Genomic DNA, 13,539 nt, shown 5'->3' on the forward strand with positions numbered 1-13,539 from the left:
GGGTGTTGGTTGGTGAATCTACAGGCCGAACCGGTCCAGCTGCGGCAGCTGGGCACGGACAAGGCTGCGTGCCTCGGCGGCCGACTCGGCGTCCAGCGCCAGTGTGGCCAGGCGCTGCGCGGTCGGCAGATCGATGGTGCGCAGCACCGCGGACACGGCCGCGAGCGCGCGCTTGTTCATCGACAGGGTGTCGACGCCCAATCCGACAAGCACCACCGCCAAGGCCGGATCTGCGGCGGCTTCGCCGCACACGCCCACCGGTTTGCCGCCGGCCGCTGCGGCGCCTGCGGTGCTGGCCTTGACAAGGTGCAGCACCGCGGGCTGCCACGGGTCGTTCAGCGCCGCCAGGGCGCCGAGCTGGCGGTCGGCGGCCATGGTGTATTGGGTCAGGTCATTGGTGCCCAGCGACACGAAGTCGCAGCGGGCCAGGATGCCGCCTGCCAGCACCGCGGCCGAGGGCACCTCGATCATGGCGCCAGCCGTGGCAAGCCCCGCCCGGGCTGCCATTGCCGCGAAGTCCGCGGCCTCGGCGGGGGTGGAAATCATCGGGGCCATGGTCCACACCTGGGCCTGGTGTTCGGCCGCCGCCTGGGCAATGGCCGCCAGCTGGCGTTCGAGCACCCCCGGGGAGGCCTTGTCGGTGCGGTAGCCGCGCACGCCCAATGCCGGGTTCGGTTCGCTGGCGTCCGTGAGGAACGGCAGCGGCTTGTCGGCCCCCGCATCCAGGGTGCGCACCACCACCTTCTTGCCGGCAAAGGCGGCAAAGACCGCGCCATAGGCGGCCACTTGCTCGTCATGGCTCGGCTCCGCGTCGCGGCCCAGGAAGCAGAACTCGGTGCGCAGCAGGCCCACGCCCTGGGCTCCGGCGGCAGCCGCCGCCTGGGCATCTGCCCCGCCGCCCACATTCGCCAACAGCGGCACCAGATGCCCGTCGGCAAGGCGTCCGCCGCCGTCGAACTCGGGCAGCTCTTCGCGCCGCGCATAGGCCGCGGCCAACTGGCGCTGTTCGGTGCCGGGGTTGGTGGTCACGGTGCCCGCCACGCCGTCGACGTAAACCAGCTGCCCGTCGGCCAGGGCGGTGCTCTGCGCCGCCGCGACAACTGCAGGCAGCCCCAGCGAGCGGGCGATGATCGCGGTGTGCGACTGCGGCCCGCCGTCCGAGGTGACCAGCGCCAGCACCTTGGCCGGATCCAGAGTTGCGGTATCCGCCGGGGCCAGGTCTACAGCCGCCAGCACGAAGGGCTCATCCGAGTCCGGGATGCCCGGGGCCTGCACGCCGCGCAGGGCGGCGACGATGCGCGAACGCACATCCAGCACGTCGGCGGCGCGCTCTGCCATGTATCCGCCCAGGGCGCCGAGCTGGGTGGCCACCGCGTCGGCAGCTTCCCAGATGGCCGACTCGGCGCAGGTGCCGCCAGAGATCAGCTTGGCCGCCGACTTCTGCAGCGTCTTGTCAGAGGCCATCAGGGCTGTCGCCTTCAACACCGCTTGGGCGTCGCCGGTGGCCGCGGCGGCGCGGGCCTTGAGCCCAGCTGCCACCTGCGCGGCGGCGTCGGCCAGCCGCTGGGCTTCGGATTCCACGCTGCGCCCCGCCTCGATGGGTGCGCCGTCGGCCGGAGCCTGCAGCGGCTGCGGCATCCGCAGCACCGGGGCAATGACCCGACCGGCGCTGACGCCTACCCCGTGGAAGGTGTGCTGTTCGGTGCTCATGCCGCTGCTCCTGCCAGTTCCTTGGATGCCGCCGGCGCCCTGCGGACGAATTTCTTGAGGATGACCACCAATGCGGCGCTGACTAGGGTGCCGGCTGCGGTGGCCGCCAGGAACATCGGCCAGGTGTTGTTCATGGCGAAGAAGACGAAGATGCCGCCATGGGGTGCCTGGCTGATGACATGGAAGCTCATGATCAGCGAACCGGTGAGCCCGGCCCCTGCCATGGAAGCCGGGATGACGCGCAGCGGGTCGGCCGCGGCGAAGGGGATGGCTCCCTCGGTGATGAACGCGGCGCCGAGCAGCCAGGCAGCCTTGCCGTTCTCGCGCTCGGCCCCGGTGAACAGCTGGGGGAACACCGCGGTGGCCAGTGCCATGGCCAGCGGCGGAACCATACCTGCGGCCATCACTGCCGCCATGATCATCAGCGGCGCCGGGTTCTCCACCACCGAACCTGCGCCCAGGCCTGCCACGGCGAAGGAATAGGCCACCTTGTTCACCGGCCCGCCCAGATCCACCGCCATCATCAGGCCCAAGACCAGGCCCAGTACTGCCGCGGTGGCGCCCGACATGCCCGAAAGCCAGCTGTTCAGGGCGACGCTCAGCTTGGCGATTGGCCCGCCGAGCACCAGGAACATCAGTCCGGAGGCGATGATGGAGCCGAGCAGCGGAACGATCACCACCGGCATCAGCCCGCGCAGGAAGCGCGGCACCTGCCAGGAATTGATCCAGCGGCAGGCAAGCCCGGCGATCACGCCGCCGACGATGCCGCCGATGAACCCCGCCCCCATGAACCCCGCCACCGCACCCGCGGTGAAGCCCGGCGCAATGCCGGGACGGTCGGCATAGGCGTAGGCGATGTAGCCTGCCAGCGCCGGGACCAAAAAGCCCATGGACAGCGAGCCGATCTTGAAGGCGGCGGCCCCCAGATACGCCGCCAGGCCCGCGTCGGGAAGGTTGAACAGCGAGTTCGCGCCGAGGTACTGGTCTGCCACGTCGGTGATGGCGTAGCCGCCGAGCAAAAAGCCCAGCGCAATGAGCAGCCCGCCGCCGGCGACGAAGGGGATCATATAGGAGACGCCGGTTAGCAGTGCGCGCTTGAGCCCTGCGCCGAAGCCTTCGGTTTTCGCCTCGGCCGGTTCGCCTGGGGAAGCCCCGGCGGGAACCCGGGCAGCCTGCGGATCCTTGGCGGCGGCCAGCGCATCCTTGAGCAGCTTTTCCGGTTCGTCCACGCCGCGCTTGACCGGAACCTGGATGACAGGCTTGCCGGCAAAGCGGCCGCGGTCGCGCACATCAACGTCCACGGCGAAGATCACCGCGTCGGCCGCCTGGATGACCGAGGGGTCGAGCACCGTGGTGCCCGAGGAGCCCTGGGTTTCCACAGCGAAGTCGATGCCCAGCTCCTGGGCGCTCTGGGCCAGCGCATCGGCTGCCATATAGGTGTGGGCGATGCCGGTAGGGCAGGCGGTGACGGCGACGATCTTGGGCCGCTGCGCAGCGCTCGCCGGTGCGCTCGCCGGTGCCGGGGCTGTCGGCGCAGCCGGGGCGTCGGAGAGCACGCCGCTGACCAAGTCCACGATCTGTTGGGGAGTTCTGGCTTCGCGCAGGGCGGCGGTGAAGCTCTTTTTCACCAGCGCACGGGCCAGCTTGGAGAGCAGCTTCAGGTGCTCCTTGTCGGCGCCTTCGGGGGCGGCGATGAAGAAGATCAGATCCGCGTTCCCGTCCTTGGCGCCGAAGTCCACCGGGGTGCCGAGCCGTGCCATGGCAAGGGTCGGGGTGGTCGCGGCGGCCGAGCGGCAGTGCGGAATGGCGATGCCGCCGGGTACCCCGGTCGCGGTCTTGGCCTCGCGGGCCAGCGCGTGTTCGGCCAGCTGGCCCGCATCTGTTGCGCGCTGCTGGCCGGCGATCTGCCGTGCCAGATAGGTGATGACCTCGCCGGGCGTCGTGCCAAGGTGGGCGTCGAGGGTGACGAGTCCTGCGGTGATGAGATCGCTCATGAGTGGGATCCTTGTCGTTGCTCAAGTGCTGTGACGGTGACTGCGTCAAGGCGCAGGTCATCATGGGTGGGGATGGTGGAGCCGGGCAGCGAGGCGGCGGCGCTGCCATAGGCGGCGGCCCAGCGCAGCTTCTGCACAGGCTCCGCTCCGGCGGCATCTGCCAGCAGGTAGCCGGCCAGGGACGAGTCGCCGGCGCCCACGGTGCTGCGCACGGTGACCGGTTCATGCACTGCGTGCCAGGTTCCGGCCGCTGTGGCAAGCACCGCCCCGGACGCGCCGAGCGTTGCCAGTACCGCTGTGGTGCCGTGCTCCAGCAGCCTGGCGCAGGCTGCGGCCGCCAGCTGCGGCGAGGCTTCAAGCTCTGCCTCGCTGCAGGATGCTCCGGCCAGCTCGGCCAGTTCTTGGCCGTTGGGCTTGACCAGATCAGGCACGTGTTCAGGCCCAAAGGCGTAGAGCGCCTTCAGCGGCGCCCCGGAGGTGTCCACCGCGATCTTCGGGCAGCGTTCCTTGAAGCTGCTGCGCAGCGCCGCGATCAGCTGTGCGTAGTAGTCGAAGGGCATTCCCGGAGGCAGCGACCCTGCCAGCACCAGCCAGGAGGCGTTGAACTGCTCGATGCTGCTGGAAATGAGCGCTTGCAGGTCCTGCAGGGCGCCTGCACTCAGCACCGGGCCCGGTTCGTTGATCTTGGTGGTGGTGCCGTAGGGATCCACCAGGGTGATGTTGGTGCGCAGCGCCGCGTCGATGGGCAGCGTGCGGTGAGGCAGCCGGTCGGCGGCCAGTTCGCGGACCAGCGGATCGCTGGGGCTTCCGGGCAGCAGCGCCAGGCACTCGGCTCCTGCTGCATGCAGCGCCCGGGCCACGTTCACGCCTTTGCCGGCTGCCTGTACGCGGGCGGCGCGGGCGCGCTGCACCGCACCGGGGGCCAGCGGGGAGTCGAGCTCGATGGTCTTGTCCAGCGCCGGGTTGCAGGTCAGGGTGATGATCATGCCACGATCACTTCGATGTCGGCGGCTTCCAATGCGGCCGCCAGTTCGCCGGCCGGGGCCTGGTCGGTGACCAGGGTGTCGATGGATTCCAGGGTGCTGAAGCGGACCAGGGTTTCCTGGTCGAATTTGGAACTGTCGGCCAGCAGCACGACGCGCCGGGCACTGGCCACCAGTGCGGTCTTCACCGCTGCTTCCAGCGGGTCCGGGGTGCTCAGCCCAAAGCTTACATGCAGGCCGTTGGTTCCGATGAAGGCAATGTCTGCCCGGTAGTTGGAGAATTCGGCGGCGGTGCGTGCGCCGCTGGCGGCGCCGGTGATTCCGCGGACGCGTCCGCCGATCAGTTCCAACGCGATCTGCGGGCTTTGCACCAGCACGGAGGCGATGGGAAGTGCATGGGTGATTACCAGCAGTCCGTCCCCGGCGTTGGTCTTGACCATGCGCTCGGCAAGGATTTCGGTGGTGGTGCCGGCGTCGAGGATGACCGATGCCTCGGTGACGGGCAGCAGGCTCAGTGCGCGCTGCGCGATGCGGGCTTTGGCCTCGGCATGGATGGCGGTGCGCACCACGTAGCTTTCTTCGCGGGTGCTGGCATCGCCGACTGCCACCGCCCCGCCGTGGACGCGGCGCAGGTAGTTTTCCGACTCAAGCAGGGCCAAGTCGCGGCGAACGGTTTCGCGGGTGATGTCGAAGCGTTCGGAAAGCTGTGCAACGCTGACCTTGCCGTCGACAGCAAGCTGCTCGACGATGAGTTGGTGTCGTTCTTCCGCGAACATTTTCGCCTCCGCGCTGGGTCATGATCTGGAACACATGAATCTGTGTTTCCATGACTTTATGCCCGTTTATGTGGCAAGGTCAAGCGAAATGCGGAGGATCTTTTTTGTTTCCCTGTGTTTTTGTTGTTTTTGTTGGTTGCGCCAGTGCTTCGGGCTCTAGGTTCGGCGTGCGTAGCTGGTGGAGCCCTTGAACTCCTTGTCCGAGAAGAGCTCATTGACCGTCACCAGATTGAAGCCCTTCTTCTTCAGCTGGGCAATCAGCTGCGGGACTGCCTGCACCGAGGATTCGTGGATGTCGTGCATCAGGATGATGGATCCGTCGCTGACCTCGCTCATGGCGATATCGACGGTCTTCTTCGGGTCGTGGTGCTGCCAGTCGAGGGTGTCGACATCCCATAGCACCAAGGGAACGTTGATCAGCGCGTCAACTGCCTGGTTCCGGGCGCCATAGGGCGGGCGCATTGTGTTAGGAACAAGTCCGGTGATGTCCTTGATCTTCTGCGCCGAAGACTCGACCTCATTCGAGACCTGGTCCTGGGATAGGGAAGTCAGGCTCTTGTGGTCGAAGGTGTGGTTGCCCAGCTGGTGGCCCTCGGCTGCCATGCGGCGCAGCGTCTGCGGGTACAGGGGAGCATTCTCCCCCAGCAGATAGAACGTTGCCCGAACGCGGTCCTTCTTCAGTTGGTCCAGCAGGCGCTCGGTGAAGCGGCCGGGGCCATCGTCGAAGGTCAGCGCCACGCATTTTTCCTTGGCGCAGTCGACATCAGGCTGCGGCTTGAGGATAAATGGCGTGGCCGGTGCAATGACCGCGGGGACCTTCTGTGCGTGGGCTGGGATTGCCACGTTCTGCGTATCGACCGCGCGGGTCTGGCGCTGCGCAGGCAGCAGGTTTGACGAAGACTGCAGGGTGCTGGCGCATCCGCTGAGCAGCAGTGCACACACGGAAAGAGACAGCGCCGTGGCAAGGCGTGAACGGGAGGGCATGAAATTACCTTTTCGCCATTGGGGTCAAAGGGCCAAATCGACAGCCCGGTTTCGGGTAAAACTCAACCGAATCGTTATAACTTGGCTAGTCCCAGGCGGAATTTCCGCTCAGAAGTGTGCCGTGGGTCTCATTGCGGGGCTGGTGCTAGCTGCGGATTTTTTGGGTTCCCCGGTTGAGCAGATAGACCAGGTAGGCGCCGCCGATGCAGACGGTCACCACGCCGACTGGAAGCTGGATCGGGGCAAAGAGCCGCTGGGCCAGCAGGTCGCCGAAAGCCAGCAGGAAAGCTCCTGTCAGTGCGGTGGGGATCAGGTTCAGCGAGCCCGATCCCACTAGGCGCCTGGCCAGCTGCGGGGAGACCAGGGCCACGAAGGCGATGGGGCCGGCTAGCGCGGTGACCGCGGCGATCAGCAGCACCGCCAGCACCACAAGGACCAGTTTGGCGCGTTCCACGCGCATGCCCAGTGCGCTGGCCAGATCGTCGCCCATCTGCAGCATCTGCAGGGATTTCGAGCCGATCAGCACCCCGAGCAGGGCCAGGATGACGACGATGGACACCGGGATGACCCCGGCCCAGGTGACTCCGTTCAGGCTGCCCGCACCCCAGACCGCGGCGGCCATGGCCACGTCCAGCTCGGCGCGCAGCACCAGGTAGTGGTTGAAGGAGGCCAGCGCGGCGGACACGCCGATGCCTACGAGAATGAGCCGGAAGCCTGCAGTTCCATTGCGCCATGCCAGCAGGTAGACCAGCAGGGCGGTGAGCAGGCCGCCGAGCAGCGCCCCGAAGCTGGTCAGGGCAAAGCCGCCGCCGGCCACGGTGAGCGCCAGCAGGGCCCCGGTGTAGGCGCCGGTGGAGAAGCCGATGATGTCGGGGGAGCCCAGCGGGTTGCGGGTCAAGGACTGGAAGACGGCACCGGAGACCGCCAGGCCTGCGCCGAAGATCAATGCCGCGGCCGCGCGGGGCATGCGCCACTGCCAAATGATGGTGTTTTCAAGTCCTTCCCCGCCGCCGAAGAGGATCTGCACGACCTTTGCCGGGGTGATGGAGTATTCGCCGCCGGAGATCGAGAAGACGAGGGCCGCCAGGCAGGCGATGGCCAGCACTAGCGAGACGATGCGGCTGCGGGCCGCCCGGTGCGCGGCCGAGCGCGAGGCGATCAGCGGCTGGATGCTTTGGGTTCTGCTCACAGTGCCACCGCCTTCTTGCCCCGGGCCAGCGCAATGAGCAGCGGCGCGCCGATGAAGGCGCAGACCACTCCGGCCTGCAGCTCACCGGGCAGCATAATGCGGCCGACCACGTCTGCGACCAGCAGCAGCATCGGTGCCAGCAGGCAGGTGTAGGCCATGATCCAGCCGGTGCCAGCTCCCGCCAGCCTGCGTGCGGCATGCGGCGCCATGAGCCCGATGAAGCCGATGGCGCCCACCGCCGCAGTAGCAGAGGCAGCCAGGATCGTGATGGCTGCGAGCACCAGGATCTGGGTGCGGTGGATGTTGATTCCCAGCGCTGTGGCTGCGTCCTCGCCCAGCGCCAGCCCGTCCAGCGAGCGCGAGCAGGCGGCGGCCAGCGCGATGCCCAGGATCGTCAGGACCGCCAGCGGGAGGATGATCGAAGCATCGCGTCCCTGCAGAGAGCCGATGGTCCAGGCGCGCAGCTGGTCGAAGGCCTGCGGCCGGACTAGGGACAGGGCGGTGCCCAGGCCGGTGAAGATTGCGCCGATGGCCACGCCTGACAGCACCAGTCGCACGGGATCCGCGGACCCTGCCCTGGGGCGACCGATCAGATAGACCAGCGCCGCGGTGAGCACCGCTCCCAGGAAGGCGAACGAGACGTAGCCTGCGAACCCCGAGACGCCCAGGAAGCCCACGGCGCTGACAATGGCCAGCGATGCTCCGGCGTTGACGCCGAGGATGCCTGGTTCTGCCAGCGGATTGCGGGTCAGCGACTGGGCCAGCAGCCCGGCGACGCCCAGGCCCGCGCCCGCGAAGATGGCCAGCAGGGAGCGGGGCAGGCGGGAGGAAAGCACCAGGCTTCGCTCCACCGATTCCTGTGGTGCAGTCAACGCATTAAAAATTGTTTCAAGGCTCAATGCGCGTGATCCGACGGCCAGCGAGGCCACCGCCAATAACGCCAAGACGACTGCCAGCAGCCCCAACATGAACAGGTGTCTCGATGCTGACTTGCTATGTTGCAATTCAGTCGGTGGATCAAGGGTCTTCACTGTTTATTGGCGCGCTTTCACGGTGAGGGGGCTGACTGAATTACCTTACCGCGCAGCTGCCTGGATAGTTGATCCTTACCTTGGAATCGGGCGTGGGAAATAGGATATATTGGCGTGGTGAATTTATTGAACACTCGTACCTCGTGGGGCCGCACCATCCTCGGCGCCACCGCTGCACTCATGGTTGCAGTCACCGCCGGCTGCGGCGCAGCCAGCAATACGGCCGATTCAAACTCGGGTAACAAGGACGTTGCCGTGGGCGGCCAGAGCTTCACCACTGCAGATGAGGAAACCGCAAAGTTCGGCTCGGACGCCGAAGCCGGTGTCTTTCCCCGCACGGTGACCCATGCAAATGGCACCACCGAAATCGCCGCCAAGCCGCAGCGCGTCGTCGTGCTGGACACCGGCGAGCTGGATGCGGTGCTCTCCTTGGGCATCACCCCTGTCGGCATCCCTTCCACCGAAGGCGCGAACTCGATTCCAAGCTACCTGGCCGACAAGGTCAAGGATGCTAAGACCGTTGGCACCATCCAGGAGCTGAACCTTGAATCCATCGCGGCGCTGAAGCCCGATTTGATCATCGGCTCACAGCTGCGCGCCGACAAGCTCTACGGCCAGCTCAACGACATTGCCCCCACCGTCTTCTCGATCCGCCCGGGTTTCCCATGGAAGGAAAACTTCCTGCTTGCCGGCGAAGCGCTCGGTGAGGAAACCAAGGCAGTACAGGTGCTGAACGACTACCAGACCAAGGCCACCGCCCTGGGCAATGATGTGGAAGGCGATCCAAAGATCTCCCTGCTGCGCTTCATGCCTGAGAAGATCCGCCTGTATGCCAACAAGTCGCTGATCGGCGTCATCCTCAAGGATGCTGGGCTGGCCCGCCCGGAGAACCAGGATATCGACGACCTTGCCGTAGAGATCTCTGCGGAGAACCTTGCCGATGCCGACTCCGATTGGCTGTTCTACACTTCCTACGGCACCCCGGAAGCCACCGGCGAGAAGGCAGCCGTCGAAGGCCCCGTCTTCAAGCAGCTGGAAGCTGTCAAGAACGGCCACGCATTCCGTGTCAACGACGATGTCTGGTTCCTGGGTCTGGGCCCAACCGGTGCAAACCAGATTCTCGATGACCTGCGCGGCTACCTCGTGAAGTAGTCTGCACAGTTATCACTATGAAAATGCGGCTCCCTCGAAATCGAGGGAGCCGCATTCGCCGCTTCTAGGGCTAGGCCAGGACCTGGCGCTTGGAAGAGATCACGCCGGTATTGAATCCTGCCAAGCGCAGACCGCCGTGGAAACGTGCATGCTCGATCTTTACGCAGCGGTCCATCACCACGTTCAGGCCGGCTTCTTCGCCGCGGCGGGCCACCTCTTCATGCCAAGAGCCAAGCTGCAGCCAGAGGGTCTTAGCCCCTACTGCCAAAGCCTCGTCCAGCACCGTCGGCAGGTCGTCGTGCTTGCGGAACACTTCCACCAGATCCGGTACCTCGGGCAGGTCGGCCAGGGACTTGTACACCGGCTGGCCCAGGATTTCATCTACGACAGGGTTGATGAAATAGACCCGGTAGCTGGAGGAGGACAGGAGGTAGGTCGCCACAAAGTAGCTGGCGCGCGATGGCTTGTTCGAGGCGCCGACAATCGCAATGGACTTTGTCTTGCGCAGGATGTCCAGACGCTCGGCGGCTCCGGGGCCTTCCCAGGTTCGTTCAGCGGCGCTCATTAGTTGGCTCCCTTCAAAGCTGCGCTTGGCACGGCGCAGGCCGCGCCGTCATAGGTTGGTGCTTCAAACTCGTCCTGCACCGAGGCTTGTTGCGAAGCGCTCAGCGCCTGGTTGAGATCCCAGATGATGTCCTCGACATCTTCCAGGCCCACCGAGAGGCGGATCAGGTCATCCGGGACGCCGGCGGAGACCAGTTGCTCGTCGCTGAGCTGCTGGTGCGTGGTGGACGCCGGGTGCAGCACCAGGGTGCGGGAGTCGCCAATATTTGCCAGGTGGCTGGCGAGCTGCAGAGCTTCGATGAACTTGGCGCCGGCGGCCCGGCCGCCCTTCACGCCGAAGCTGAAGACCGAGCCGACGCCCAGCGGCAGCAGCGCCTTGGCCTGCTCGTACTGCGGATGGCTTGGCAGTCCCGCATAGTTCACATAGGTCACGCGCTCATCTTCTGCCAGCCACTGTGCCACCTTCTTCGCGTTGGCCAGGTGGTTGTCCATGCGCTGCGGCAGGGTCTCGACGCCCTGAAGCAGCTGGAACGCCGCCTGTGCCTGAAGCGAAGGACCGAAATCGCGCAGCTGCTCGCTGCGCAGCTTGGTCAAGAAGCCGTATTCGCCGAAGTTTCCCCACCAGGAGACGTTGCCGTAGCTGGCTACCGGTTCGGTCATCGTAGGGAACTTGCCGTTGCCCCAGTTGAACTTGCCCGACTCGACCACAATGCCGCCCATGGTGGTGCCGTGCCCGCCGATGAACTTCGTCGCCGAATGGATCACGATATCCGCGCCGTGCTCGATGGGCCGCAGGATGTACGGAGGGGTCAACGTGGAATCCACGACCAGTGGAATGTCGTGACGGTGCGCTACCTGAGCCAGGCCTGCAATGTCTGCGATGTCTCCCGAGGGGTTGGCCACCACCTCGGTGTAGACGGCCTTGGTGTTCTCCTGGATCGCCGCCTCGAAATCGGCAGGATCATTGGAGTTGATGAACGTAGTGTTGATGCCGAAGCGGCGCAGCGACACATCAAGTTGGGTGATGGTGCCGCCGTAGAGCTTGGACGAGGCGACGATATGGTCGCCGGACTGGGCCAGGGCGGCGAAGGTGATGAACTCGGCCGCCATGCCGGAGCCGGTGGCCACCGCACCGATGCCGCCTTCCAGGGACGCGATGCGCTCCTCGAAGGCGGCAACCGTCGGGTTGCCGATGCGCGAATAGATGTTGCCGTACTTCTGCAGGGCAAAAAGGTTCGCCGCATCGTCTGAGTCTTTGAAGACGAACGAGGTGGTCTGGTAGATGGGGACTGCGCGGGCGCCGTGCTCGGCGTCCGGGGTTCCTCCGGCATGAAGCGCGCGGGTGCGGAATCCAAACTGGTGGTCTGCCATGGTGGCTTACGACTCCTTGTCGATTGGTTCTTCGGCCCCCAAGCGCAAACTTGCAGGGCCATCGAGGCAGGAATCCCGGGATCAATGACGCTTGCCCGCTGGGCAAACAGCGGAAAGCAGCTCCATCGTTTCTGGCGGTAGCACCGTATCCACCGGCTGTGGGAGGTTGCTGCGGCGTCATCGAACCAGATCTCTCGGCCGCTCGGGATGGTGTAATAATCTTCGCAACATGACCGAAAATGACCTAACTATGAGTCGTAACGTTGCGTATTTCTTCTTAACTCGGAGATTATTCGATAACTGGCGTCCACCGCTTATGCTCGAGTCATGGATACTTCGCTCGCATTGGTAAGGCATGGGCAGACTGATTGGAACCTTGTCGGGCGCCTTCAGGGCCGCACCGATATCGAGCTGAATGAGACCGGCCGCGACCAGGCCCGCCGCCTTGGCCGCTACCTGCGCAATAAGAACTGGGACCTTGTCCTTGCTTCTCCTTTGGGACGCGCCCAGGAGACCGCGGCGCTGATCGCCGAACAGATTGGTGCTCCGACGGGGCCTGCTGTCCCCGAGCTTATTGAGCGCGGATTTGGTTCCCTAGAAGGCCGCATCATGGCCGAGGTCAGCGATGTTGAGGCCGCCGAGGTGAACCACGAGCTGGAAACCCATGCAGCAATCCTGGACCGCGCGCTGCCTGCGCTCTTGGATTTGGCCCAGCGCTATGAAGGCCAGCGGGTCATGATTGTCAGCCATGGGGCCACCATGCGCACCGTGCGCGATGCCCTGGCAGGACAGCGCTTGCCCCAAGCAGTGGACAACGGCGAAGTGATCGAGATTGACCTGCGGCGCTTGGAGGAGCTCCATCGGCAGCGTGAAGAATCCGGCGGAAAAGTCGCCCTGCTGTACTAGTCTAAACGAAGTGCAATTAGGTTATGAAGTAGTATCTTAAATGATATTCCAGCAGTGATGTGCTTAACCTAAGCGAGGGGCCGCGTAGTGGCGAATTGGCAGCGCGCAATGATGAAGGTCATGCGGATCAAGAATTATCCGGTGACAGTCCATTCCGTTAAAGACCTTGCCGATTCATATCGCCGTATCACCTTCCATTCGCCCGAAGCTGTCGAAGCGCTGGAGGGCTTCCCCACAGAGTGGGTGCGCATCTGGGTTCCAGAGCTTGGAAGCGCCGGCGGGAAGATCGTCCAACGCGGATATACGGTCACTGGGCTGCGCAAGGAGCTGAATGAGTTCGACCTAGAGTTCGTCCTCCACGATATTCCAGGAGCTGCAGGAGAGTGGGCGAAAACTGTCGATCCCGGCTTTGAGCTGGAAATCTCGCTGACGCCTGCCCGGCCCAAGATCCCCGCCAAGTGCCGGCATCTGGTTTTGGCGGGAGATCTGACCGCACTGTCAGCTATCAACAGCTGGCTGGGCTATGCCGATGAGTTGGAAGCTGAAAAAATCACCGTGCTGCTGGAAGACGCTCACGGTTCGTCCCTGGGATTCCCGCAGCAGGAACATGAAAAAGTCACGTCCTGGAAGTGGATTGAACCGACGCCTGTGCTGGGAACGGCGTTGGCTGGAGAGCTCGACCGGATTTTGCAGGGAGAGCCCGATGCCTTTGTATGGGGTGCGGGGGAGAAGGACTTGGTGAAGCGGCTGCGGACGGTGATCAAGGCCCATGAACTTCCCCGGGAAGCCTATTTCACCCAGTTCTACTGGATTTTTGGCAAGGCATTTGCGTAGCCGCGAAAAAAGTTTGATTCATCGGCTCACAAAAATGGCCCGCGC

Annotated in this window: 12 protein-coding genes and 1 riboswitch; of the genes, 3 read left to right on the forward strand and 9 right to left on the reverse strand. The window is 65.0% G+C overall.

Going from position 1 to position 13,539, the window contains the following annotated elements; translation table 11 throughout:
- Positions 1 to 18: 18 nt before the first annotated feature.
- The 7 genes from ptsP to AUR04nite_RS15080 all read right to left on the reverse strand — a co-directional run bounded on the left by ptsP (position 19) and on the right by AUR04nite_RS15080 (position 8,604).
- A complete protein-coding gene (gene ptsP, locus AUR04nite_RS15050) occupies positions 19 to 1,710 on the reverse strand; it encodes a phosphoenolpyruvate--protein phosphotransferase (protein WP_141366596.1) in 1,692 nt (563 codons plus the stop codon).
- A complete protein-coding gene (locus AUR04nite_RS15055) occupies positions 1,707 to 3,704 on the reverse strand; it encodes a PTS fructose transporter subunit IIABC (RefSeq protein WP_141366598.1) in 1,998 nt (665 codons plus the stop codon). The genes ptsP and AUR04nite_RS15055 overlap by 4 nt, the downstream gene beginning before the upstream one ends.
- Positions 3,701 to 4,690 (reverse strand): 1-phosphofructokinase family hexose kinase, encoded by a 990-nt coding sequence (locus AUR04nite_RS15060; RefSeq protein WP_141366600.1) that lies wholly within the window; start codon positions 4,688 to 4,690, stop codon positions 3,701 to 3,703. The genes AUR04nite_RS15055 and AUR04nite_RS15060 overlap by 4 nt, the downstream gene beginning before the upstream one ends.
- A complete protein-coding gene (locus AUR04nite_RS15065; protein ID WP_141366602.1) occupies positions 4,687 to 5,463 on the reverse strand; it encodes a DeoR/GlpR family DNA-binding transcription regulator in 777 nt (258 codons plus the stop codon). Before AUR04nite_RS15065 ends, AUR04nite_RS15060 begins: the two co-directional genes overlap by 4 nt.
- Positions 5,464 to 5,619: 156 nt before the next feature.
- On the reverse strand, positions 5,620 to 6,447 hold the full coding sequence (locus AUR04nite_RS15070; protein ID WP_141366604.1) for a polysaccharide deacetylase family protein: 828 nt from the start codon (positions 6,445 to 6,447) through the stop codon (positions 5,620 to 5,622).
- Between the two features lie 145 nt (positions 6,448 to 6,592).
- Positions 6,593 to 7,636 carry a FecCD family ABC transporter permease gene (locus AUR04nite_RS15075; RefSeq protein ID WP_246055556.1) on the reverse strand — a complete coding sequence of 348 codons (1,044 nt, stop codon included), beginning with the start codon at positions 7,634 to 7,636 and terminating at the stop codon, positions 6,593 to 6,595.
- Positions 7,633 to 8,604 carry a FecCD family ABC transporter permease gene (locus AUR04nite_RS15080; protein ID WP_141366606.1) on the reverse strand — a complete coding sequence of 324 codons (972 nt, stop codon included), beginning with the start codon at positions 8,602 to 8,604 and terminating at the stop codon, positions 7,633 to 7,635. Before AUR04nite_RS15080 ends, AUR04nite_RS15075 begins: the two co-directional genes overlap by 4 nt.
- Positions 8,605 to 8,793: 189 nt before the next feature.
- Here AUR04nite_RS15080 and AUR04nite_RS15085 point away from each other — a divergent pair, with 189 nt between their 5' ends.
- Positions 8,794 to 9,819: an ABC transporter substrate-binding protein gene (locus AUR04nite_RS15085; protein ID WP_456152213.1), complete on the forward strand. Its 1,026-nt coding sequence runs from the start codon at positions 8,794 to 8,796 to the stop codon at positions 9,817 to 9,819.
- 70 nt (positions 9,820 to 9,889) lie between these two features.
- Here the strand turns inward: AUR04nite_RS15085 and AUR04nite_RS15090 are convergent, their stop codons facing one another.
- Both AUR04nite_RS15090 and AUR04nite_RS15095 read right to left on the reverse strand, forming a co-directional pair.
- On the reverse strand, positions 9,890 to 10,384 hold the full coding sequence (locus AUR04nite_RS15090; protein WP_141366608.1) for a CoA-binding protein: 495 nt from the start codon (positions 10,382 to 10,384) through the stop codon (positions 9,890 to 9,892).
- Positions 10,384 to 11,754 (reverse strand): O-acetylhomoserine aminocarboxypropyltransferase/cysteine synthase family protein, encoded by a 1,371-nt coding sequence (locus tag AUR04nite_RS15095; RefSeq protein WP_141366610.1) that lies wholly within the window; start codon positions 11,752 to 11,754, stop codon positions 10,384 to 10,386. Before AUR04nite_RS15095 ends, AUR04nite_RS15090 begins: the two co-directional genes overlap by 1 nt.
- Before the next feature lie 119 nt (positions 11,755 to 11,873).
- Positions 11,874 to 11,968, reverse strand: a riboswitch (SAM riboswitch).
- Positions 11,969 to 12,081: 113 nt separating this feature from the next.
- Here AUR04nite_RS15095 and AUR04nite_RS15100 point away from each other — a divergent pair.
- Both AUR04nite_RS15100 and AUR04nite_RS15105 read left to right on the forward strand, forming a co-directional pair.
- On the forward strand, positions 12,082 to 12,660 hold the full coding sequence (locus tag AUR04nite_RS15100) for a histidine phosphatase family protein (protein WP_141366612.1): 579 nt from the start codon (positions 12,082 to 12,084) through the stop codon (positions 12,658 to 12,660).
- Positions 12,661 to 12,747: 87 nt separating this feature from the next.
- Complete coding sequence (locus AUR04nite_RS15105) at positions 12,748 to 13,494, forward strand: siderophore-interacting protein (protein ID WP_141366614.1); 747 nt, start codon at positions 12,748 to 12,750, stop codon at positions 13,492 to 13,494.
- Positions 13,495 to 13,539: the final 45 nt, after the last annotated feature.

Origin of the sequence: Glutamicibacter uratoxydans (assembly GCF_006539925.1) — a bacterium.
GTDB lineage: Bacteria > Actinomycetota > Actinomycetes > Actinomycetales > Micrococcaceae > Glutamicibacter > Glutamicibacter uratoxydans.

Coding starts and splice junctions, on each gene's coding strand:
- ptsP (WP_141366596.1), bottom strand. CDS start 1,710: ATGAGCACCGAACAGCACACCTTCCACGGGGTAGGCGTCAGCGCCGGT.
- AUR04nite_RS15055 (WP_141366598.1), bottom strand. CDS start 3,704: ATGAGCGATCTCATCACCGCAGGACTCGTCACCCTCGACGCCCACCTT.
- AUR04nite_RS15060 (WP_141366600.1), bottom strand. CDS start 4,690: ATGATCATCACCCTGACCTGCAACCCGGCGCTGGACAAGACCATCGAG.
- AUR04nite_RS15065 (WP_141366602.1), bottom strand. CDS start 5,463: ATGTTCGCGGAAGAACGACACCAACTCATCGTCGAGCAGCTTGCTGTC.
- AUR04nite_RS15070 (WP_141366604.1), bottom strand. CDS start 6,447: ATGCCCTCCCGTTCACGCCTTGCCACGGCGCTGTCTCTTTCCGTGTGT.
- AUR04nite_RS15080 (WP_141366606.1), bottom strand. CDS start 8,604: ATGTTGGGGCTGCTGGCAGTCGTCTTGGCGTTATTGGCGGTGGCCTCG.
- AUR04nite_RS15090 (WP_141366608.1), bottom strand. CDS start 10,384: ATGAGCGCCGCTGAACGAACCTGGGAAGGCCCCGGAGCCGCCGAGCGT.
- AUR04nite_RS15095 (WP_141366610.1), bottom strand. CDS start 11,754: ATGGCAGACCACCAGTTTGGATTCCGCACCCGCGCGCTTCATGCCGGA.
- AUR04nite_RS15100 (WP_141366612.1), top strand. CDS start 12,082: ATGGATACTTCGCTCGCATTGGTAAGGCATGGGCAGACTGATTGGAAC.